This is a genomic window from Acinetobacter sp. EKM10A (assembly GCF_011075215.1).
Classification (GTDB): domain Bacteria; phylum Pseudomonadota; class Gammaproteobacteria; order Pseudomonadales; family Moraxellaceae; genus Acinetobacter; species Acinetobacter baumannii.
Genome location: NZ_JAALLK010000006.1, coordinates 45,676 through 68,477, shown reverse-complemented (window position 1 = coordinate 68,477; position 22,802 = coordinate 45,676). Strand labels below are relative to the sequence as shown.

Sequence of the window (22,802 nt, the reverse complement as noted above, 5' to 3'; positions counted from 1 at the left end):
CTCCAGCGTAACCGCACATTATTTAAATAAAAAAGTGCAAAAAATGAATAGCACGATGCTCCATCAAATCAATGCGTAACATATTTTCAAATAAGGATATTGGTATATGACGACAACACTAAAAAAGGTTGTAGCGGCCTCCATGGTTGGCTCCGTAGCAGAATGGTATGAATTTTTCCTTTATGGAACCGCTTCTGCCCTCGTCTTTGGCGAACTTTTCTTTCAACAAACTGGCAATGCTATAGATGGCATTTTGGCGGCCTTTGCCCTGTATGCCGTTGGATTTTTAGCAAGACCTCTCGGTGGCCTCGTGTTTGGTCACTACGGCGATAAAATTGGACGCAAGAAATTATTGCAAATTAGCCTGATTATTGTCGGTATCACTACTTTTTTAATGGGCTGTATTCCGACCTTTCATCAAATTGGCTATTGGGCACCTACACTCCTAGTGATACTGCGTTTAATTCAAGGTTTTGCTTTTGGTGGTGAATGGGGCGGCGCAGTTATTTTAGTTTCAGAGCACAGTCCAGATGATCGCAGAGGTTATTGGGCAAGCTGGCCACAAACTGGTGTACCGCTCGGAAATTTAGTAGCCACACTGGTTTTATTATTACTTTCAAAAAACCTCTCACCCGAACAATTCCTAGACTGGGGATGGCGCTGTGCATTTTGGTTCTCAGCAGTCGTGGTACTGATTGGTTTATGGATTCGAAAAAATGTAGACGATGCCGAAGTGTTTAAAGAAGCACAGGCCAAACAACAGCTTCTTGAAAAACAACAACTCGGGATCATTGAGGTTTTAAAATATCATAAGAAATCTGTTATTGCGGGTATCGGTGCCAGATTTGCAGAAAACATTTTGTACTATATGGTGGTTACTTTTTCGATCAGTTATTTAAAGTTAGTCGTCCATAAAGATACTTCGCAGATCTTACTGCTCATGTTTGGCGCTCATCTGATCCATTTCTTTATTATTCCTTTTATGGGACATTTAAGCGATATATTTGGCCGTAAACCTATTTATCTTATTGGAGCTGTACTTACTGCTTTTTGGGGTTTTGTCGGCTTTCCTTTAATGGATACAGGCAATGACTGGCTCATTATGTTAGCAATTGTGCTTGGTTTATTTATTGAGTCCATGACCTACTCGCCTTACTCTGCGTTAATGACTGAGTTATTTCCAACTCACATCCGCTATACGGCGCTTTCATTTTGTTATCAAGTCGCACCCATTATGGCAGGTTCGCTTGCTCCATTAATTGCCCTAACATTACTCAAAGAATTTAATAGCTCGGTTCCGATTTCTTTATATTTGGTTGCCGCAAGTCTGATTTCTATTGTCTCGATTTTGCTAGTGAAAGAAACCAAAGGCCGATCATTGGCTTTTAAAGATTAATCTTTAATATATAAATTATCTGCTTAACAATAATTTTGGGTTGTTTTATACAGCCCAATTTTTTATCTAAATATTTTTGGTAGAGGCGCGATATAAGGTAGGCGACATGCCTGTATGCAGCTTAAACTGACGACAAAAAGCACTGTGGTCGGTATAACCACAGCGCAAACCAATTTGAGTAATGGGTAAATCTGTCGCCAATAGTTCAGTAGCGACTTGAAGACGAATTTTGCTAATCATTTGCCGCGGCGTTAAATGGTATATTTTTTTGCAATACCGTTCTAACTGAGCCACAGATACACCTGCAATTGCGGTCAAGTGTGCCAACGTAATCGTTTCGGCATAATTCTTTTTAATATATTCCTCAACCTGAACCATTTTGTAAAAAGCAGGATGTGTATTTTCAGGCACATTTAAATCATTAGAAATACCCGCTATTCCTACTAACTTTCCATCCGCATCAAATAAAGGCTCTTTATAAGTCAAACACCAACCCGACTGGTTCTTTGCATATAAATGCAGCTCTAATTGCTCTGTTAACTTTTTACCACGGCGAATGACTTGTAAATCTTGCGATGTATATATTTTTCCAAGTGAATGAGGAAAAACTTCAGAAGAGGTTTTTCCCAATATTGCAGTTTTATCTTTTAGACCGCAGCGATTTACTAATGTTTGATTGACGAAGACATAACGTGCTTCGGTATTTTTGATGAAAAATACCACCGAAGATAAAGCATCAAATAATGGTTCTATACTTTCCAGATTTTTTAAAAAATCTTCCAAAGTGGTAGTTAATTTCGGAATTTGAACCAAAGTCATGAGCTAGAGCGGACAAAGTTATAACTTGTCTACTCTAGAACATTTCATTTTTGATTTAAAGGAGAAGTAGACATCGCCATGAGGCTTTTTACACGAGTAGGAAGTAATGGTGGTCGAGAGTTAGGCAACTGCCAATCAAATAAACAAGCTGCTGCTGTTGCACACGTGCTTCCTTGGCAAGCTCCCATTCCACAGCGTGTATGTAATTTTGCATCAATCCAACTATTACGCTCGGCAACTTTATCAAAAGTTACATCTTCACATCGACAAAAAATAGTTTCTGGGCGTGCAAGCGTTTTTAACTCAGCACGTAACTTAAAGCTTTTCTCAAGGAGATGCGCAAATAAACGATACCGTTGTCTTTGAGCAAATAATTGTCTCGCTTTTTCATTTTGGCCTATAGCTGCATAACCTGCGATGCTACCTTCAACCATCGCCAGCTCACTTCCGCCAAAACCTGTACACTCACCTGCTGCCCACACCTGTGGCTGTGATGTATGTTGATAGTCATCGACCGTAATCGCATTGTCCTTAATTTGACAACCCATTAACTGCCCTAATTGAGTATTCGGGACTAAACCAAATCCGCACGCGAGTCGATCACACTCAATTTCAACAATTCCCTTCGGCGTTTGTAGCCTTACTCGTTCAAGACGCTCCTGACCAATCGCCTCAACCACATAACTGTCAGGTTGATATAAACGATGAGGTAAAGATAACGCTTGTATTACTTTCGAAGGCCAACGCCAAAGTTGCAGTGCAAATTTACGAACGGAAGATGAAGCCGCCTGTTCGGCAACATAGAGAACTTGAGCCTCTGCTTTTTTTGCCGTATCCGCACTTGCTAAAAGTAATGGCCCTGAACCTGCAATCACAATGCGTTCATTTTTGACAGGTGTGCCTGCTTTAATTAAGGCTTGCAAACCACCTGCCCCTGTTACGCCAGGTAAAGTCCAACCGGGAAAAGGCAAAAACAGTTCTCTTGCTCCCGTACACAATATAAGCTGGCGATAAGACAAGTTTAGGCTGTCGTGAGGTCGCTCAACAAGCAATTGGCCTGCAAAAGGTGCGGCGACAATTTTCGCACCAAACATAAATTCAATATTAGAATGAGCCTTAATTTGTTGATATTTCTGCTGCGCCATTTCAGGTACAGGGAAAATCGGTCCAGCGCGCCAGATTTGACCGCCCGCCTGTGGGTTATTATCCAATATTAAAATTCGCCCGCCACTTTCGGCGGCTGCAATAGCAGCTGACAACCCTGCAGGCCCAGCACCGACAACCACCACATCATATTGTTTTTCCATTATTGTGTTTCCACTTTCATGTCTTGCTGGCACAGCGTCTGACAAGCAAGCACTCTGAGTCCATTAATATTGACACGGCATTCCTGACAAACTCCCATTCCACAAAATGGAGTACGTTTTTCACCACAAACTGACAAACGGCTGTAAGATTTCGCTTGTGCTAAAGCAGCAGCAACACTCGTACCTTCAATCACAGAAACCGGTTGGCCGTTAATAAAAAGCTGAATCATCTATGCAGCTCCTATAAAACGATGAGGTAAAAAAGGTTCTGGATCTATATCAAAAGTTAATCCACATATGTGTGAGGCAATCAGTTTTGCTGTACCTGTTGCTGTGGTTACACCTAAACCTTCATGCCCTACCGCTAAATAAACCGATTGAAATGCAGGATGTCGTCCAATTACCGGAATACCATCGGGTGTGGCTGCGCGAAAGCCTGTCCATGCCCGAATAACATTAAGATCAGCCAAAGCTGGAAAATAATCGACAGCCTCTTTAAGTACCCGAGTAAAGACTTCTGGCTCTACAGTCGGATCAACCGTATTGAACTGACGAGATGACCCAATAAAAAGCTGGCCCGTCGGTCTAGGCTGAATATTACAAGCCACCGAAATTCCACTTGTCGCTTGAGTACTGGCCGCATAAGCCAAAGCCACCAATGTATGCTTTACATTTAATTCAGGGTAACGGTCAGTAATCGCCAAATGACCTTTTTTAGGTTCAATCGGTAACTCTGGAAAAAAATCTGTCGCATGAATACCGTTAGCCAAAACGATATGCGCAGCTTCTAGCCATGTGCCATCACTTAACTGAACCCGATTTTCTTCAATATGAATAACTTTAGCTTGTTGAACCTGAACCTTGTAGGGAAATTTTTTTAATAACCATTCAGCAGCACAAGGCGCATATAAAATTCCATCATCAAAAACTTCTAAACCACCATAAAGACCCTGCTTTAAGTGAGGTTCGAGCTGATGAACTTCATCTGCGTTTCGAAGTTGGCAACGGACGCCTTGCGCAGTGAGACGTTGATATTTTTCCTCAGCAATCTGCATTTCTTCTGGGCTACTTGCCAGCCATAAAGTTGGCGTTTGGCGATAGGCACATTCTTCCGAAAGCTCGTGTCCTAATCCATGCCATAGCAGAACTGACCAATGACTAAGTTTTAATTCGGCTTCCAAGTCATCCATAATGACCAAATGCCCCATGCCCGCGGCTGTTGCACCACCAACCCGAGCATCCAAAACTTGCACATTTAACCCTTGCCGAGCCAATTCATAAGCACATGCCGCACCTACAATGCCTGCCCCAATGACGATGGCATCGGTTCTCATAGCTGAATACCCCAAGCAAATGGGTCATTTTCATCCATAAATAAAGTTGCTTCGGCACTCATGTAAGCTTCACCACGAATGGTTGGAATCACATATTCCCCTGCTTGTTCATACGAAGCAATAAACTGGCTACCGATAATGCTGGCTTGTTTCCATAACTTTCCTGGCTCAAGTTTGCCATCTGCGGCCAAGCAAGCAATTTTCGCACTCGTTCCAGTTCCACACGGTGAACGGTCATAGGCCTTGCCTGGGCAAAGTACGAAATTTTTACTGTCTGCTTCGGTGTCACTTGCAAATAACTCAATATGGTCAATTTCTTGCCCATCTTTACCGGTTATTCCTTGTGCCGAAAGCGCTTGTCTAACCGTCCACGCATATTCGGTAAGTTGATCCAAATTATCACTTGCAACACGTTGTCCATGATCATTAATCAAGAAGAACCAGTTACCTCCCCATGCAATATCACCAGTAACTTTTCCATATTTTTCAACATCAACTTCGACTGCTTTTTTATAACGATATGCCGGTACATTTCGCACACTCACTGAATGATCTTCATGCAATGTCGCTTCAACATCGCCCACTGGAGTTTCAATTAAGTGTGTACCCACTTGTATTTTGCCCAAGTGTGCTAATGAAGCTACCAAACCAATCGTGCCATGACCACACATGCCGAGGTAGCCTGTGTTATTAAAGAAAATAACGCCCGCACTCGCTTTAGGATTCACTGGCTTACACAATAATGCGCCAACCAAAACATCATTACCGCGCGGCTCTAACATAGTTGCTCTACGGAAATGGTCATATTGTTCTGATAATATTTTTCGGCGGCTTTCCATGTCTCCTGTACCTAAATCAGGAAAACCTTCAAGCACTAATCGTGTTGGTTCGCCACCAGTATGAGAGTCCAAAATTTTTACTGTTTTCATAGAAGTATCCTTACATTTTTTTCTAGGATGACTGATCTCAAAACAGCAAGCTTGATCGTTTTCTTATGAATCTATGACGAAATCAGCATAGTGAAAACTTGCTTCATCTAAAATAAAGACAAAAAAATTAGGCCATTGGCCTAATTGAAATGATAAAGAATGCAGCGCTTATTTTTTCACATTTTTATGAGGAGGTAAGTGCTCATAAAGTGATTGGCAAACACCATTAATATGCTCTTCAATTAACTTAACCGCCAAATCAACATCCTTGGCTTTACAGGCTTTCACAATTTCTTTGTGCTCATCATTTGCACGCGATTTACCTTCGGAAACATTCATTTGTAATCTTAAATAGCGCTCAATTTTATCGTAAATAGAACGAATTAATCCGAGCATATAAGGCCGCTGTGCCGGTTCATACAGGCAGGCATGTAACTGCCAATTTAGTGTGGTCCAGCTTCCAATATCCATGTTATCAATAAAGGCATTACAAATTTCATCTGCCCTTTTATAAGTTTCTTCTGTCATATTCGGCACGGCGAGCTGAATCAACTTCGTTTCTAACATAACCCGTACTTCAAAAATCTGAGCTAATTCTTCTTCAGAGATTCGGGTCACAATTGCACCACGATTTTTTATAAACTCCACCAAGCCTTCGGCTTCAAGTTGCTTTAAGGCTTCACGTACCGGAATTTTGCTGACATTAAATAGCTTGGCAATTTCATCCTGACGGATAGGCTCACCTTCAGCAATATGCCCTGCAATAATTGCTTCTCTAATATATTTGACAATAACTTCAGATACCGAAGGCATTGCACCAAGATTTGATACATTAAAAGATGGTAGCGTCACGAATATTCTCTTAACCTCAAAATATGACACAAACAAAAGGATGATAATTTTAGTCATCCACCATAATGAAATTATTGCTTTGAAAGCATCATTTTCGGTACGGCTTATCCTTCATATAAAGCTTTTAAAAACTATTTTTATATCACTATAAACCAATAATTTTTAAAATCATTCATATACAAAGTATACTTTATACCATTTAATTCACAAAACTATTATTAGACTATGCCGAAATCGTCATTATTTTATTGTATTTAACCAAGCAAATCGTCATAAATACCAGCATACTACCCTGTTCTCTTGACGGGAAACTGTCAAAAATTCTTATCCATTGAGCTGATTATTCCTTACAAGGTAAAAATTATTATCTTGTAGAAATCTTGCTGCATAAAACTTTCAGAGTTTGAGTCACTTCATATGAGTACGCCAACAGAAGCAAAATTTTCCCTGACTTATTATACGGGTTTCTTATCTGTACTATTTGCTGCTTTTCTATGGGGTACGGCAGGCACAGCAGCATCTTTTGCAAAGGGCATCAGTCCACTTGTAATTGCTACTATTTCTGTGGGCTTCGGTGGTTTAATTCACACATTTTTAAGTTTAAAAGCTATTAAAAAAGATTACCGAAAGCTTTTTGACTATAAAACTAAAGTTTTGATTGCCGTCATTGTTTCTATTCTTTGTCCGTTTGCTTTTTATTCCTCGGTTTCATTAGCTGGTGTTTCTATTGGTACTGTTATTTCAATTGGCTGCGCCCCTTTGTTCTCAGTTATGCTTGAGTGGCTATTAGATAAACGTAAGCTTTCTTTAAAATGGCTTATCAGTTTTATTCTTGGTTTTTTAGGAGTCGTTTTACTCTCATATGCAGGCGAACATAGTCACCAACATCAAGGGGGCCAATCCGAACGGTTATTAGGTGTATTTTTTGGCTTACTCTCAAGTCTGAGTTATGCAACATATTCATGGATTATGAAAAACTTAATCCATAAAGGCATCGACTCAAGAGCTGCCATGGGCGTGATCTTTGGGATTTCAGCAGTTCTGTTATTACCTACTTTATTAATTACAGCAACTCACCTATTTAATTATCCAAATAATATTTGGGTAGCCCTTTATATCCCAATCGTACCTATGTTCTTAGGCTATTTATTTTTTAGCTTTGGTTTAAAACGTATTCCAGCCAGTCAAGCCATGACGTTAGCTTTGGTCGAAATTCCTGTTGCAGCTTTATTGGCAGTTGTTGTAGTAGGCGAAAGTTTAACAATGAATAGTTATTTAGGTTTAGTTTTAATATTCCTCTGCGTTATTGTTCTCACTAAAAAATAAATAATAGAAGTAAAAAAGAGGCTAAATTGTTAGCCTCTTTTTTTATAGATATTTGCTTAGATTTCAGCTGACCAGTTACGGTACCAAGTACGGAATAATTCATACTGAGTTTCAACGTATTTACGTTGTGATTCACTCAATGCATCCGTTTCGTTAAAATGTAAGGTATATTCTTTATCGCCATTAAGTACCATTAAGTACTTGTAATAAAGGACTAAATCAGTACCTTCATCAAAAGACGATAAAACTTCTAAAGCGCTTGATAATTCTTGTGCCAAACGACGAGCTTTCGCATCGCCTGCTGCAGCTTTCTTACTAAGGTCAACCAACTGTAAAACTTCTTTAGGCAAAGCATTACCAATGCCCGTAATTGCTCCCGTTGCATTGCAGTTAACGAAACCATGGAAAACTTGAGTATCTACACCAGCCATTAATGTCACAGAGTCATCTTGAGAAGTGATGAACTCAGCTGCATAACGCATATCAGCAGCACCACCAAACTCTTTAAAACCAATTAAGTTTGGAAATTCACGGCGTAATTCAAAAAACAAATCTGCACGAGTCGCAAATCCATAATACGGGCTATTGTAAATTACCGCAGGTAAGCTAGGAGCAGCTTTTAAAATCGCAGAAAAGTGTGCCTTTTGTGCAGTTGGTGATGCACCACGTGATAATACACGTGGAATTACCATAAGCCCTTGTGCACCTACTTTTTCTGCATGAGCTGCATGAGAAACTGCTTCTTTTGAATTAACTGCCCCAGTACCCACAATTGTCGGAATACCAGCAGCTACAAGTCGTGCTACCCCTTCTTGACGTTGAGCTTCGGTCAATAAAGGCCAATCGCCCATTGAACCACAATACACTACCGCACTCATTCCCGCTTCAATAAGCTCATGCCCTTTTTTCACAAGCGCATCAAAATCTGGCTCACGGTTAGGAGTACATGGAGTCATTAGCGCCGGGATACATCCTGTGAAGATATTACTCATAATTATTCCTCAGTAATATAGTTAAAACTATTGGTAGTTGTACTTTTGAGTTAATCCATCTCAAAAGTTATGGAATGGGTATCAATAGCTGTCCAATCATTCTTCATATATCGTATACGATATACATAAAAAAGAATAGTCTTTGTTCTAAAATTCTTTTCATCTAAAAAAACGTATAAAAACAAAGATAAAAACTGTAGAACTGATGAATAAGATATATTTTGAAAGCTTTTTTCTGATTTATTAATAATAAAGATTCAAAAATTAAACGGGTCTGAAGAAAATTATTTACTTTCAAAAATGGTTAAAAAAGATACAGAAAACATTAGCCATTAGTCGCACATCCCTATTTTTACTCATTTTTACTGGTAAAGTGCTCTACATGGTTTGATACAACCTACTTAACTCAGATGCATAATTCACCTGTTACCTGCATCTGAAGTTTTTCTGCCTCTAGTCCGCTAGGGGCTTTTTTTATGATTACTTAAAATATGTTCTATTCAATGGGTGGAAATAATACAAAGAAAAAAGCCTACTCAAGAAGCAGGCTTTTTAATCATTTATTTTGAATCATTGGCTTTTTTAACTTTAGCATCGTAATGACGATAGCAATAACCAAAAACTGCTCCAGCACTAAAGAAAAACATTGCTTGCATCATAGCTCGGTCCTACACATGATTTAAAAGGAACTTAAAACTTAACACCTATGTTTGTTTTTCTTTGAATGAGGTTTAACAGGTTTTTGTGCATTATGAAAATTTATGTGATTAAGCTTAACAATTTATTTGGCTGTCTAAAAAAGCCTGTCTTTTGACAGGCCTTCTTGTTCGAACTTAAATTAATTCTTTAATTAAAGAATTAACCACATGTTGCTTGAGTAATTTTTTTAGAAGTTGGATCAATTGTGACAGTTACTCGATTTGAACGATAATCCATTGTCATCGGTTGACCTGGAGCAACTTTACGAACAATTTCTGACTTCGTTTTTTGCTTAATTTGATCATCGGTTAAACCAGATAGCCCAACTAATTTTTGAGCTTCTTCTGAAACACAGTTCGCCTGATTATCACGGAATAATTTCCACTCTTCGACGACTTGTCCATTTGGCAAATGGCAATAACCTACCTGACCATTTGCTTCATTTCTAATTTCTAATTTCCCGCCTTGTTCAACGCAATATTGACTAGCAGGATTTGGTGAACCAATTTTTGGAGGAGTTGAATCTTTATGTTGTACTGATGAGCAAGCCGTTAACGAAACAAGCGCTAAACCAAGAAAGATAATTTTTTTCATAAATTTTGCTTCTTACTAAAAGAAATAAAGATATCAAAAAAATTTATGTTTTATATGACTTGTTTACAATAAAAAACCTTCATAGAGAGCAACTTACAAAATAATTCTCTATTGCAAATGTTAAATTATGATGCGTTATATCTAACAATAAAATTTATCTTCTATGGTCTTTCTAAAATACGCGGCCCGGCACCTTCTTGCCCCAACACATCATTGGGATTTCTTAATGGACATTGTTCTAATGACAAACAACCACATCCAATACACCAATCCATTTCGTCTCTGAGTCTTGTGAGTTTTTGAATACGCTCATCCAAATTCTTTCGCCAATCGAGAGATAGCTCTTTCCATTGTTGTGCAGTTAATTTAGAACCCATCGGATACTTACTTAGGGCTTGTTTTATTTCATCTAATGGAATACCAACTTTTTGAGCAATTTTAATGATTGCAATGTAGCGTAACACCACTAGAGTAAAACGGCGTTGGTTACCATTGGTTCTTATACTTTTAATTAAACCTTTAGATTCGTAAAAATGAAGGGTTGAAACTGCAACACCGCTACGTTTTGCAACCTCTCCAACCGTTAACAAACGACTTTGATTCCTTTCACTCATTTTTTATTAATCTCAAGCTTAGTTGAGGTCTTATAAAAGGATGCTAAAATTTTGTCAAATTGCAATCTAACTTTAACCGTTCAGCAATTTAAGCTATTTATAAAAATTAAAACTATAATTTGCAAAATTGAATAAAAAATCATCAAAATTATTTAAATTCACTATTCATTTTTAGATTCAATAAAAATATTATGGCCTGTTTTCACAACCACATATCCAGAACATATTATAAACAAATGGCATAGGTGCACCTAAAGGATAGACTTTAGCCTCCTCTATTTTATATGTCTTTTTTCTTGATTCGATATGTAAAATACTATCGCAACGTGCAATTACAGTTCCTTTTTTATATAGTTTTTTTCTTTCATTTTTTGCATCGAATTTATATACCAAAAAGTAAACTTTTTCCCCTACCTCTATCCTTGAATGATTAACCATAATGTAACCATTACAATACTTACATTGCCAATCGTCCATATCTTAAAATATCACATACTCAAATGAGAAAAATAGAATAACTGTTTTAGTATAAATTTATTAAAAATATAAATCTAAAAAAATATTTAAATTTAAAAAATAATACTTATTTGAGACGTTCATCACACAATTTTTCTAGCTAAAACTAAGTAGATAAATATATAAAAGACAAATAGTTACACAAATATAAAATTATTCCTATTTTCTATAGAGTGTACTTTTTTGATAATAGAAAGTTAAAATTATTTTAATAATATTACACAAATATAATATATTATTTATTATATGTAATAAAATTAAAAAATACTTTATTATTCAGCACAAATAATAAAGATTAGATATTTTCATCATTAATTGAAAAAAATTCATTTTTATAAGCAGTTAAAAAATCTAAAATATATAAAAATATAACTTATTTTTTAATTATGGCTATTCAACGTCAAAAACTCGAACTCCCATCTGGACATAATAAATTATTACTCCATTCTTGCTGTGCTCCCTGCTCTGGAGAAGTAATGGAGTCATTAATTGAGTCTAATATAAACTTTTCTATATTCTTTTATAATCCTAATATTCATCCGGTAAAAGAATATCTCATTCGTAAAGAAGAAAATATCCGCTTCGCAGAAAAACATAATATTCCCTTTATTGATGCAGATTATGACACCGATAATTGGTTTGCCCGTGCTAAAGGTATGGAAAATGAACCTGAACGCGGTATCCGCTGTACCATGTGTTTTGATATGCGCTTCGAGCGTACCGCTTTATATGCTTATGAAAATGGGTTTAGTCTAATCAGCAGCTCTTTAGGGATTTCAAGATGGAAAAATATGGCGCAAATCAATGACTGCGGGATTCGCGCTGCTTCACACTATCCCGATATTCAGTACTGGGACTACAACTGGCGAAAAAATGGTGGCTCTAGCCGCATGATTGAAATTAGTAAACGTGAAGAATTCTACCAGCAAGAATATTGTGGCTGTGTGTATTCCCTACGTGATACGAATCGCTGGCGTATGAGTAATGGTCGAGATCGCATTAAAATAGGTGTTAAGTTTTATAGTAATGCAATGGAAAATGATTAAAAAAACTTATAGCAATTCAAAAATAAATATTTAATTATATTTATTTACTTCTAGATTTTTCTAACCGCAAATAAAAAGAGCCACATCTGGAGAATGTGGCTAAAAGGTGTACTTAGACGAGCTTTGTTTTATTAGAATAATAAAGCTAGCTTAAAATAAGATTAATAAAAAAATTTTTATTTTAGAAAGTTATAAAAATAAGCAATTTCTTTTCTCATCAAATTTATTGTGTTAGTTTTTAATACTTTAATGTTTCTATAAAACATTCATATCCAATATATAATTTCATCAATTAGTCAGAATGAAGTGTAATTATGATTCAAAATGAAACGATCGAAGTCTCGCCAGTTCAACAACAAGACTATACTCAATGGTTAGAATATTGGGTTGCCTATCAAAATTTCTATCAGGTCAATTTACCCCTCCATATCACAAAAATGACTTGGGATCGTTTTTTCGATGAAAAAGAACCTATTTATTGTGCTGTTGCCAAAAATAAAGAACGTATCTTAGGTTTTGTCACTTATATGTTTCATCGGTCTACTTGGGCAGAAAATAACTACTGTTATTTAGAAGATCTGTATGTATCACCTGAAGTTCGTGGACGACAAATTGGTAAACAACTTATTGAGTATGTACAGAAGCAAGCCACCGAACATAGCTGTGAACGTTTATATTGGCATACTCAAGAAAGCAATCAAACAGCCCAAAAGCTCTATGATTGGATTGCACAAAAACCCGGCATTATTCAATACCGTATGTCTTTGAACTAAGCGAAGTTAAACACCAAAAATTTTCACTCTTTTGGTGTTTTAGCTTTAATCATTTTTGACATCCAATTAGGTTTGTATTTAAAGTTTGCTGCGAATGAGTTTGACTACCTTATCATTCACAGTTGAGCATTGATTAAATGCTGCAAAACGCTTGAGTTCCTGATCTAATTCAAAAAAGAAATGCTCTTTATCTTTTACCGTTTTTTCTAAATGTAGACTAATCACTTCTAGTTCTTTTACTGTTCGGTGTGCTTTACAGTCGACTCGTCCTACTAACTCATTTTGATAAAGAATAGGCAAACAGAAATATCCAAATACCCGTTTGGCCGCTGGCACATAGCATTCGATCCGATAATCAAATTCAAATAAGGAAGTTAAACGGTCACGATGAATAAGAGAGTTATCAAAAGGCGAAAGTATTTTTAGACCAAAATCAGTATCCAATTGTTGCTCTATTGCAGTTACATCAACATATAAAGTTTGTCCGTCGGCAAGTTTAATCGCTGATACAACACCTGCATCAATCTGCTCTTTTAGCACGACACGCATGGTTTCTTTTAAATCATTTTTCTTTAAATGAACCAATTGTTTCCACGTAAATGCGCCATGAGCTCGAAGCGTATTATTAAATAAATACTGAGCATATTCGTAAAGCGTAGGCAAACTTAAATCAATATTTTCAGGTAGACAGCGTTCTGTCAAATCGTAAACTTTTTCCATACCATTACGTTCACAGATCATCAGGTCACCTTGCATATATAACTGCTCAAAAGCACGGCGGCCTGGACCGGTATTCCACCAATTCCCTAAACTCTTTTTATTTTTCTTATCAATATCTCTTAATCGAATTTTACCTTCGGCACGAACACGTGCCAGAATTTCATTCATAAGGTGTTGATCGCCTCTATTAAAATAGCGACTTTCCCCTTTTCTGACAGACATCATTGCCGGTAATGCATATCGATAATCTTTCATAGGAAGATAAGATGCCGCATGATACCAATATTCGAAAATCTGCCGCTCACGAACCAAACTGTTTAAATGGCTTAAATCATAATCTGGCACTCGACTCCACAATATATGGTGATGAGCACGTTCAACGACAGATATGGTATCAATCTGTACATAACCTAAATGCTCAATCGCCTCTAATGTTCCTTGCCTACCTGCTGCGAATGGACTATTTTTTCCTAAGCCCTGTTTTAATAAAGCTATTTTTTTCAAAGAAGATGTCATAAAAATCAAATATTGTTGTGTTCATTTAAAAACTGAAAGTTTCAATATTATCCTATCACTTTTCTTTAACCATCTTCCCTTCAAAATAGTATTTCTTTAGGACCGTAATATTCTTTACTCACCTAAACTTTTATTAGTGAATTTTGTTATAACTTCTTGGAGCTAACCTTACCACTAACACAATAACCAATATCACACTACATAAATGAAAAATCCAACCTGCCTTATAAGTCCCTGTAAAGTCATGCAAAGCTGCTACAAACCAAGGCGGTATTGCAGCAAGTAAAAAACCTCCTCCTTGCATAAGTGCAGATAAAGCACCCGCATTGTTCGGCTCTTCAAAATGGTCTAATGCCACAATAAGTGTTAAGGCAAAACAACCTCCCAAGCCTATTCCTAAACAAATTGCCCATAACACAGGTGCAAATTCAGGTATAAAAGCAAGTCCTGCAAAGCCAGCAAATTGCATGAATAGAGTAAACCACAACCACGGACGTCGATCTTTATATTTCCTAGCTAAAATAGGCAAAGACAGAGCCGAGGCTGCTTGACCCAAGGCAAGTAAGGCAAGCAATTTCCCACTTTGAGAAATACTCCAGCCATGATCTTGAAACGAAGGTGCCAACCACGCAACCACCGAAGAATAGCCACCATTGACCAAACCAAAACACAGCATTAACAACCATGTTCTAGGTTTCTTTAATAACGTTTTTACAGGTGACAGATGGGCAGTCGAACTTACAATGGAGGGTAAAAAAATAAATGTTGATACTAATGCTAATACAGCGGGTATAGTAAAGAAAGCCAGCCCCAGTGACCATAGACCCGTTATATTGGAAATCACAGGTGCCAACCATGCGCCTAGTGCGCCACCACCCATAAGCATAGCTGAATAAAGCCCCATCATAGGCCCGATATGTTGACTAAACTCTCGTTTAATAATTCCTGGAAAAGCAGCCTGTATCAGCGCGACGCCTAAACCAATAATTATTGCACTAGCAATTACACCCTCAGCTGTAGGAAATAAAAATCTAAGTGCGCATCCAATACATATAGTCAGTAAGGAGCCCAAAACAACTCTGCGTTCTCCAACCACGCTCTGTACGATTGGACCAATAAAGGCAATAAGTCCCATCAACATCATGGGCAATAAAGTGAGTAAAGCTATTCCTTGTAAACTTAATCCGGTACCTGCTCGAATCTTTGAGACTAAAGGACCAATACTGGTCATAAAAGGTCTTAAATTGAGTCCAACCAAAGCGACTGTCACAATAAGCATGGGACGAGTCAAGAAAGCTCCAGACTGCTTCATTACTTTAGGCCTAATTGCTTAGCTTGATAATTTTTCCAAAACACATAAAGGTCGGTACGGTCTTCAAATCGAACAGGCACATATTCGATTTTCATGGACTGTTCAGCAAATGGTTTTACAAGATCGGCATATATTTCAGCTGTAGATAAACCAAACGGTGCGCCATCTTCATTAGAATAAGCATAGTTAACTGTTTTTATACCCGCTAAACGCATTGCAGCCATACACATAGGACATGGATGCCCGCTTGCAAATACCGAACAGCCTTCTAAATTCGCGGTTCCTAGAACTTGGCTGGCTGTCCGAATCGCCAATAGTTCAGCATGTGCTGTCGGATCATTGGTTGTCAAAATTTGATTAACACCTGAAGCAATTACTTTGCCATCTTTTACAATTACTGCGCCAAATGGTCGGCCACCTTTTTCTATATTGTTATAAGCAAGCTCAATGGCTTGACGTAAAAATTCCTGATTTGCTTTCATTTATTCTTCCTCCATCTACTTTGCACCAGCTACAAGAAGGAGTTTTTCAATTTCACGATATCCTCTTGTACGTGCATGTTGTAATGGTGTGATCCCATCTTTATCTGCCAAATTCGGATTGGCACCAGCTTTTAGCAAAAGTGCCACAATTTGCTGATAATTGGATTTGCCATTACCTAAAATGATTGCTTCTAGTAAAGCTGTCCAACCTAAATTATTGACATGATTTACGTTTACACCTGCGGCAATTAAAGTACGGACAGTTTCTACATGGCCCCGTTCTGCTGCTGGAATAAGCGCGGTTCCCCCATAACGGTTAGTACTCTTTAAATCGGCACCATGCATGAGTGTCATTCTTAAAATTTTTAAATAACCTTGTGCGCCTGCATACAAATAAGGACTATCTTGTATATTATCTTTAGCATTTACATCTGCGCCGGCCTCAATCAACATATGAGCAGCATGTATATTGTTTGCTCTTGTTGCCACCATTAATGCTGTTGAACCTGTTTCATCACGAGCATCAATTAAGGTCTTTTGAGACAAAATATGTTTTATTAACTGAATATCATCATTTGCAGCTGCCATGTGTAAAGGGAATTCATCTTTTGCATTTACCGCATTTGTAAAACCCAAAGCGCCCATCGCAATGATCAGATTGATCCATATGAGGGACTTACGCATGAAACACTCCAAATAAAAATGAATTGCATAACAATTTGGCACTAGAATAAGCGCGCTTAAAAGTATTTGGAAATTAAATTATTTAATCGATTGTATTAAGATTATAAATACTCAAGTATCTTGTTCTCTGCGTTATTGATGGTATTCATTTATGTTTGACCCTCGTCTTCTTCGTGCATTTGTAACCATTTTTGAAAGTGGTAGTTTTACAGCCGCCGCTGATAAGTTGCATCTGACACAATCAACTATTAGTCAGCAGTTAGCACGCCTCGAAGAATCGGTTGGTCACTCCCTTATTGATCGCACAGCAAGACCATTACAATTAACAGCTTCAGGTGAATATTTAATTGGTTATGCTCAAAGGATTTTGACGCTTCAACAAGAGGCCGAGGCGGTCTTAAAAGATCCAGCTGGCAGCATCCCTATTCGAATTGGATTGCCAGAAGATATGATGAGTACTGCTATGGCAGAAGTTTTTGGTCTATTTGCTCAAGAACATCGTACTATTCGGTTAGATGTCACTTCAGGCTTAAGCCGTAACCTGACAGAGCGCTATCGTAATGGTGAACTGGATATTGTTATTGTGAAAGAATCAGCAGCCAGCGCCGATTGTTATGCCTCCTTTCCTGAAGAAATGGCATGGTTTGAAAGTGAAAATGCGATTACATCTTTATCTGAACCAATTCGTTTAGTGACCTTTCCTCAAGGTGGACTTTATCGAGATGAAATGTTTGAAACATTAGAACGTGAACGGCGACGTTGGTATATTGCTTTTACAGGCAGTAGTTTAGAAAGTGTTCTAGTAAGTGTCGAAACAGGTTTGGGAATATCTTTACTACCAGTTAGTACAACAAAAGGCCGTCGTGTACGTAGATATAAATCTTTAGGTGAAGCTTCACCTATGGTTGTTTCAATTTATACATGGGAAAAAGCTGGGTTGATTTCCCAGCTTGTCGATCACATGACTACCGTTTTACATGATCGCTTCCAATCAGGCTCATAGGTTTAACTTATGTCATTTAAGCTTTCAGCAATCAGCTTTTCCGCCATTTCTTGAGTTTTCTTCAAGCCTGGCATTCTATATTCTGTATGGCCATAATCTTGTATAGATTTCCAGCGACCACCCCAGGTAAGCCCGACAGACTCAGCAACTTGCCCATATAGGCGGTAACCCTGCATAGCCCATGGGTCACGTTCAGAAATAACAACTTTACCGTTTCGCTTAAAGGCCACATCTGCCGCCAAACCAAATTGATGATAACTTTGATACCCTTTTGCTCTGGTTGTATTCGGATTGCCTGCCAACATATTTTGACGTGCTGGACTACGATAACCTTCAAGCAAAACAAGTTCATAACCATATTGTTCTTTCATAATTTTAAAGACCATAAGCAAACGCTGCTTATAGCGTGGGTTCATTTTATCCCACTTACGGTTGACTAAACTCGTATCTAAAATCGCACGGCCATCAAAACTTGTATTATCAATTGGTGAAGAATTTATAACACCACTTTCTTGAGAAGCATATTGCTGCTCTAACTGAGTTGCTTCAACAATTGCAGCTTCAATCAGGCTTTCATCTACTTCAGGTGGAGGCGATAATATTTCTCCATTTAATAATGCATAAATTTGCGGATCAGTTTTTTTAAGATACTCGGCTTCAATTCGTGTTGAACTGATTGGGCGAGTAAAAGCAAAAATTAAAATACTGGCAAATAAAAAAAATCCTGCGATTACAATCCACCATTGCTGTAAATGCCAATGTGATTGTAGTTTTTCAGGAGCCGCAGCCTGATTCATTGTTTGAGCAAATTGTCTAACTTGATTTAGCTGCCGACGCCCCTGAGGTAATAAAGATAGAACAAATGTTCTACCCTTATTTCTTAACTCATAAGACATCAAAAATGCTAACCCTATAGCAAGGCAAGCAAAACAAAAGAAAATTAGAAAAATCATCATGACTTAACTAATTCACAGCAAATGGACTTCGTGTAATCTTAATATCAACCGAAGCTTTAGGTGGTTCCACATCAGCCTCTTGTTCAACCGGAGCTTTATTTACCTCAGCGGGTTTGGCTTGAACCACTTTCGTCTGGGTAGCCGGTTTTTGCTGAACTACCTGTAGTTTTGGCTGTACAGGTTTAGCTGCAGCCTGTTGCTTAGGTACAACCTGTTCACCTGTTAACTGTGCATCAAAAGGTGAAACACGTTGCGGGTTAGGTACTGCCTCTTTATGAGGAGCAGGCTTAAAAATGTTACTTAACTCATTCTCTTTAGGTTGCTCAAAACCATCATGGCTCATCGGATCAGTTTGCTCTTGCTGATCACTTACTGCTTGGTCATGTGCAGAAGAATTAGTCATCAAGACTTGGTCAAGCTCCTGATCTTGATTCGATTTGCTCTCAACACTTGTAGGATCTGACGAATACGGTTGAGACAAGAACAGGAACAGCGAGATACTTACAAAAACGCCTGCAATAATACCAATGATGATATAGATTACTGGTGATCTCGACTTTTTTTTATTCGATTGCAAAACTCGAATAGAAGTTGGTTTTTCCTGAGCCATTTCTTTCCATCATCAAGGTAAGTAAATAGTAATATGTGCCTGCTCTTGTGGGGCAGAAATCACATTTTGATAATTAGATAATGCTTTATCATTTTGATTGTTAAGCATAAATCTTAAACCTGCAAAGGTAAGTAATGCAAAAATCAATAAGAAAATCAAAATCCAGAAAAAAGGTAGCTCACGATGGATAATATTTCGTATCTGATCAGGAATTGCCGAGAATGGCGAGAAGGCCACTTTTTTCCCTTTCAGATAATCAATTTCATCGCCTACTCGTGCCACCAAATGGTTAAGGCTTTCAATTGACTCAATACGGTATTTACCCTGAAAACCTAATAATAAGCAGTAATGGAAGACTTCAAGAGCAGCTAATCGCTCTTTTCCACGACTACGTAGTTGCTCTAAAATTTCGAAGAATTGATAACCCGCTAACTGAGAACCAAACAGACTTAACTGTAATGGGCTAATTAACCAAGAATTTTGTAAATTAAAATAGCTTGGGTCTTGCTGGGTTACGATCGTTTCATCAATTAGCGCACAAAACGCATATTTAGCATCATGAATATCATCAGCTGAAAATTGTAACTTTTTCGCTTGTTGCTCAAATCGATTAAGCAAATCTAGAATTTTTTCACGAAAGCGCTGTGGATCAGCTGGCACATACTGATTTCGAATTAAAAAGATTAAGTAAAAACCATCATGCAATAAATCAATCAGATTAATTGCCTGTAATTTTACTTGGGACTGGCTATTATTATTCCCCCCTGTCCCAATTTGCCCATCGTCAAATAAAGAAGGAGCACCTGTAGATTGTGACATTTTTCTCTCCTTTATCTTTAAGCGTTCATGACCGCAATCAGCTCAATACTGATATCTTGGAACCCAGCCGGAACATAAATACAAATCGTTTCTGAATCCAACATACGTTGATAGAGTTCATGATGCGGTTCGATTTCAAAATAGCTCACACCCGAACGTACTGGAATAGCAGTTGGAACTTGGATTAAGTGATGTAATGGAATTGCTGGTAATGCTGCAACAACACGTTGTTCAACATCTAAAGTACTACCGATTTTAAATCGTAAAGGAACGATTTGAATCAACTCGTGGGTCTGCATCGCGCTACTTGATACAGCAATATAAAGTCTGGTATCTCGAGTAATCTTATCGGTTTCGAGACTTCCCACCCAATATGAAGGGCGAATTTCTTTAAGGGCAATACTGATGTAACGACTCGAAATAATCGTATCGAGCAAATCACGTAAAATTGTGTCGAGCTGGGTGAAGCTCTCTTGCAAATTATGATGTTTATATGCAGGCAACTGATCAACTTCATAAGCTGTCGAGAAAGTTAATAATGAACCTGCCAAACGTAGCAATTCAAAGAATAAGCGTTCCGGATGAATTTGCGGATATTGCAAGAAATGGCTCAGACCAGCATGAGCAGTATTTAAAGCATTTACCAACCAAAACGAAACGATATCACCTGAACGGAATTCAATTAATTTCTGCTCATTTTCTCGATTATTGGTTTGAATCGTTTTAATTTTGGCCTTAATAACATTCAAGGTTCTTTTTAAATTTGAAACCAAGGTCTCAGATGCATCGACATGCAAAATGGGCGGAATAAATTTGCGGTCAATTTCAAAAGCACCTGAACTCTGACGTTTAATTTTGCCTATTGGCAAATACAGGAAACCATCTAAATTATGATCAGGATTACTATGTGCATCTAATAATTTAAACACAGCTCGGCGACGTAATAAGCTGATATCAGCTTCTGTCGCGTTTGTGAACAGATCGTGGGTCTCAACCAAATGTGATTGATAGCGCCCCTTTTGTGATTGATTTTGATCGATTAAATTTTGTTTATTGGCTTGTAATAATGGTAATGCCAAATAGATGACCATTTCACCACGTAAATTAAGCTCATCAAGCAAAATAGGTTCAGGTAATAAGTCATAAGCAGGCGCTTGATATATTTCACCATCTTGCCAAATCATTTCTACCGATTCAAGTGCAAGAATATGCGTACTTAGCTGTGCTTCATCAAAATTAAGTTTTTGAACGCCATAGGAAAATGGCACAACAGCACGAACCGTATGATTTAAACGTTGTTCATGATAGGTATCTTGAATCTGGAAATGTTGAGGTCTTAAAAATAAACCTTCGCCCCACAGGACTTTTTCAGCTTTAAACATATCTCTTTACCAATCTTTATTCATATTCATTTTTAGGTTGAACACCTAACATTTCCTGAACCATTTGCAATGGATGCTCATCTTTAATCACTTGTGCTAACCATTCATGCAGCGGCATTTGGCTCCATTTAATGGTCTTTTGGAGCATATAGCTCACAGGACTATGGGGCTCATTTGCTTGAAAATAATCAGCTATTTCTTGCAGCACTTTCATTGCTTGCTCTCGATTAGCCAAGTGAGTTTGTGCTTGTGGCTGAAACATAGGCTGATCTGATACGATTTGTACAGGCACTTGATTTTCCATAGACGGTGTCATAATGACAGCGGCCTGTTCTTGGCTCGGCGCAAGCCCAGTACCAAAAGCCTCTGCTTTGTAAATTTTACGTAAAGTGCTGTGTATTGTTTCAAATGCAGAATCAATTGCAGCAAAACTCGGTGAATCTAATCCCATTAAATGGTCGAGTGTCTGCTTTAAAACATTCCACTCCGTTAAAACCGAATTAAACTCTTGATAATTTGAGTATTGAAAGGTTTTAGAGGTATTAAAGATCGCTTGATCAAATTGTTCTAATTCAGATGGACCTGACTGACTCTCGTACTCTTCTGTTTGCTTACGGCGTATATTTTCGTGATATAGAAAATTATCGTAATCAAGCAAGTTATAATAAGGAGCTGTGTTGGTTAAAGGTACTTTCTTCAACAGCATTGGCAACTGATTAATAAGACCTTGTAATAAACCAATACGCTGATCCAAATCATCATCTTCAATAATCGGATGAATATCCTGCCAATATTGGTTCAGCATGGTATGAGTTAAAGTGATTCCCTTTACCATACCTTCAAAACCATTTAGATGAGTCCAGGCTTCTATTACCCAAGTTAATAGACGGATATCTTTGGTTTTTTCAATGAGCAAAGTGCTTACACTCTTCGCAACAAAGTCCCAATCTGCCTGCTTCCGTTCAGCAACCCAATCCCCCTGATCTAATAATAGATCATCCTGTGTTCTGGCTTTCTTTATCTCGTGAAATTCATTAGAAAATGAATAATCCTCACCACAAAGCAAGCTGTCATTAATGGGTTTAAGTAGTTCAGAAATATCAATACTCATCTAATTTTGG

General features: G+C 37.8%; 24 protein-coding genes. 5 read left to right on the top strand and 19 right to left on the bottom strand.

The window, feature by feature from the left end:
- Window positions 1–106 precede the first annotated feature (106 nt).
- On the top strand, window positions 107–1,396 hold the full coding sequence (gene abaF, locus G9371_RS09750; protein ID WP_000214024.1) for a fosfomycin efflux MFS transporter AbaF: 1,290 nt from the start codon (window positions 107–109) through the stop codon (window positions 1,394–1,396).
- A gap of 66 nt (window positions 1,397–1,462) precedes the next feature.
- Here the strand turns inward: abaF and G9371_RS09745 are convergent, their stop codons facing one another.
- The 6 genes from G9371_RS09745 to G9371_RS09720 form a co-directional block, all read right to left on the bottom strand.
- Window positions 1,463–2,215 carry an AraC family transcriptional regulator gene (locus G9371_RS09745; protein ID WP_029424203.1) on the bottom strand — a complete coding sequence of 251 codons (753 nt, stop codon included), beginning with the start codon at window positions 2,213–2,215 and terminating at the stop codon, window positions 1,463–1,465.
- Window positions 2,216–2,259: 44 nt separating this feature from the next.
- A complete protein-coding gene (locus G9371_RS09740) occupies window positions 2,260–3,522 on the bottom strand; it encodes an FAD/NAD(P)-binding oxidoreductase (RefSeq protein WP_029424204.1) in 1,263 nt (420 codons plus the stop codon).
- Entirely contained in the window at window positions 3,522–3,752 is a 231-nt protein-coding gene (locus tag G9371_RS09735; RefSeq protein WP_000615327.1) for a (2Fe-2S)-binding protein, read from the bottom strand. Before G9371_RS09735 ends, G9371_RS09740 begins: the two co-directional genes overlap by 1 nt.
- Window positions 3,753–4,856, bottom strand: coding sequence for an NAD(P)/FAD-dependent oxidoreductase (locus G9371_RS09730; protein ID WP_029424205.1), 1,104 nt, complete (start codon window positions 4,854–4,856; stop codon window positions 3,753–3,755). It lies immediately after the preceding gene.
- Window positions 4,853–5,785, bottom strand: coding sequence for a 4-hydroxyproline epimerase (locus G9371_RS09725; RefSeq protein WP_004709512.1), 933 nt, complete (start codon window positions 5,783–5,785; stop codon window positions 4,853–4,855). The genes G9371_RS09730 and G9371_RS09725 overlap by 4 nt, the downstream gene beginning before the upstream one ends.
- A 168-nt stretch (window positions 5,786–5,953) precedes the next feature.
- Window positions 5,954–6,637, bottom strand: coding sequence for a GntR family transcriptional regulator (locus G9371_RS09720; RefSeq protein ID WP_029424206.1), 684 nt, complete (start codon window positions 6,635–6,637; stop codon window positions 5,954–5,956).
- A gap of 417 nt (window positions 6,638–7,054) precedes the next feature.
- On the opposite strand from G9371_RS09720, the gene G9371_RS09715 reads away from it, so the two are divergent.
- Window positions 7,055–7,963: a DMT family transporter gene (locus G9371_RS09715; protein WP_000106975.1), complete on the top strand. Its 909-nt coding sequence runs from the start codon at window positions 7,055–7,057 to the stop codon at window positions 7,961–7,963.
- Window positions 7,964–8,019: 56 nt separating this feature from the next.
- Here G9371_RS09715 and G9371_RS09710 read toward each other — a convergent pair whose 3' ends face one another.
- The 4 genes from G9371_RS09710 to G9371_RS09695 form a co-directional block, all read right to left on the bottom strand.
- Window positions 8,020–8,955: a dihydrodipicolinate synthase family protein gene (locus G9371_RS09710; RefSeq protein WP_000065199.1), complete on the bottom strand. Its 936-nt coding sequence runs from the start codon at window positions 8,953–8,955 to the stop codon at window positions 8,020–8,022.
- An 858-nt stretch (window positions 8,956–9,813) separates the two neighbouring features.
- Complete coding sequence (locus G9371_RS09705) at window positions 9,814–10,248, bottom strand: I78 family peptidase inhibitor (RefSeq protein ID WP_000720060.1); 435 nt, start codon at window positions 10,246–10,248, stop codon at window positions 9,814–9,816.
- Between the two features lie 161 nt (window positions 10,249–10,409).
- Complete coding sequence (soxR, locus tag G9371_RS09700) at window positions 10,410–10,862, bottom strand: redox-sensitive transcriptional activator SoxR (protein WP_000004112.1); 453 nt, start codon at window positions 10,860–10,862, stop codon at window positions 10,410–10,412.
- Window positions 10,863–11,051: 189 nt separating this feature from the next.
- Window positions 11,052–11,339, bottom strand: coding sequence for a hypothetical protein (locus tag G9371_RS09695; RefSeq protein ID WP_000342965.1), 288 nt, complete (start codon window positions 11,337–11,339; stop codon window positions 11,052–11,054).
- 425 nt (window positions 11,340–11,764) lie between these two features.
- Between G9371_RS09695 and G9371_RS09690 the strand changes: the two genes are divergently transcribed.
- Window positions 11,765–12,424 carry an epoxyqueuosine reductase QueH gene (locus tag G9371_RS09690; protein WP_071543225.1) on the top strand — a complete coding sequence of 220 codons (660 nt, stop codon included), beginning with the start codon at window positions 11,765–11,767 and terminating at the stop codon, window positions 12,422–12,424.
- Window positions 12,425–12,738: 314 nt separating this feature from the next.
- Window positions 12,739–13,197 carry a GNAT family N-acetyltransferase gene (locus G9371_RS09685; protein ID WP_029424207.1) on the top strand — a complete coding sequence of 153 codons (459 nt, stop codon included), beginning with the start codon at window positions 12,739–12,741 and terminating at the stop codon, window positions 13,195–13,197.
- A 78-nt stretch (window positions 13,198–13,275) separates the two neighbouring features.
- Here the strand turns inward: G9371_RS09685 and G9371_RS09680 are convergent, their stop codons facing one another.
- The 4 genes from G9371_RS09680 to G9371_RS09665 form a co-directional block, all read right to left on the bottom strand.
- The gene (locus tag G9371_RS09680) at window positions 13,276–14,433 is read right to left on the bottom strand and encodes a winged helix-turn-helix domain-containing protein (protein WP_029424208.1); all 1,158 of its coding nucleotides are present in this window, start codon (window positions 14,431–14,433) and stop codon (window positions 13,276–13,278) included.
- Window positions 14,434–14,566: 133 nt separating this feature from the next.
- Window positions 14,567–15,745: a cyanate transporter gene (locus G9371_RS09675; RefSeq protein WP_029424209.1), complete on the bottom strand. Its 1,179-nt coding sequence runs from the start codon at window positions 15,743–15,745 to the stop codon at window positions 14,567–14,569.
- Window positions 15,745–16,227, bottom strand: coding sequence for a nucleoside deaminase (locus G9371_RS09670; protein WP_029424210.1), 483 nt, complete (start codon window positions 16,225–16,227; stop codon window positions 15,745–15,747). The genes G9371_RS09675 and G9371_RS09670 overlap by 1 nt, the downstream gene beginning before the upstream one ends.
- A 15-nt stretch (window positions 16,228–16,242) precedes the next feature.
- On the bottom strand, window positions 16,243–16,911 hold the full coding sequence (locus G9371_RS09665) for an ankyrin repeat domain-containing protein (RefSeq protein ID WP_001232201.1): 669 nt from the start codon (window positions 16,909–16,911) through the stop codon (window positions 16,243–16,245).
- A 151-nt stretch (window positions 16,912–17,062) separates the two neighbouring features.
- Between G9371_RS09665 and G9371_RS09660 the strand changes: the two genes are divergently transcribed.
- On the top strand, window positions 17,063–17,914 hold the full coding sequence (locus G9371_RS09660; protein ID WP_000460186.1) for a LysR family transcriptional regulator: 852 nt from the start codon (window positions 17,063–17,065) through the stop codon (window positions 17,912–17,914).
- Window positions 17,915–17,916: 2 nt separating this feature from the next.
- Here the strand turns inward: G9371_RS09660 and G9371_RS09655 are convergent, their stop codons facing one another.
- From G9371_RS09655 to tssA, 5 genes are read right to left on the bottom strand one after another with little or no spacing between them, the layout of a single operon-like run.
- Entirely contained in the window at window positions 17,917–18,870 is a 954-nt protein-coding gene (locus tag G9371_RS09655) for a M15 family metallopeptidase (protein WP_000972583.1), read from the bottom strand.
- 7 nt (window positions 18,871–18,877) lie between these two features.
- Window positions 18,878–19,480, bottom strand: a complete 603-nt coding sequence (locus G9371_RS09650; protein ID WP_029424211.1) for a hypothetical protein — start codon at window positions 19,478–19,480, stop codon at window positions 18,878–18,880.
- A gap of 12 nt (window positions 19,481–19,492) precedes the next feature.
- Window positions 19,493–20,299 (bottom strand): type IVB secretion system protein IcmH/DotU, encoded by an 807-nt coding sequence (gene icmH, locus G9371_RS09645; protein ID WP_000083629.1) that lies wholly within the window; start codon window positions 20,297–20,299, stop codon window positions 19,493–19,495.
- A gap of 17 nt (window positions 20,300–20,316) precedes the next feature.
- Window positions 20,317–21,681: a type VI secretion system baseplate subunit TssK gene (gene tssK / locus G9371_RS09640; RefSeq protein WP_029424212.1), complete on the bottom strand. Its 1,365-nt coding sequence runs from the start codon at window positions 21,679–21,681 to the stop codon at window positions 20,317–20,319.
- 16 nt (window positions 21,682–21,697) lie between these two features.
- The gene (tssA, locus tag G9371_RS09635) at window positions 21,698–22,792 is read right to left on the bottom strand and encodes a type VI secretion system protein TssA (protein ID WP_029424213.1); all 1,095 of its coding nucleotides are present in this window, start codon (window positions 22,790–22,792) and stop codon (window positions 21,698–21,700) included.
- Window positions 22,793–22,802 lie beyond the last annotated feature (10 nt).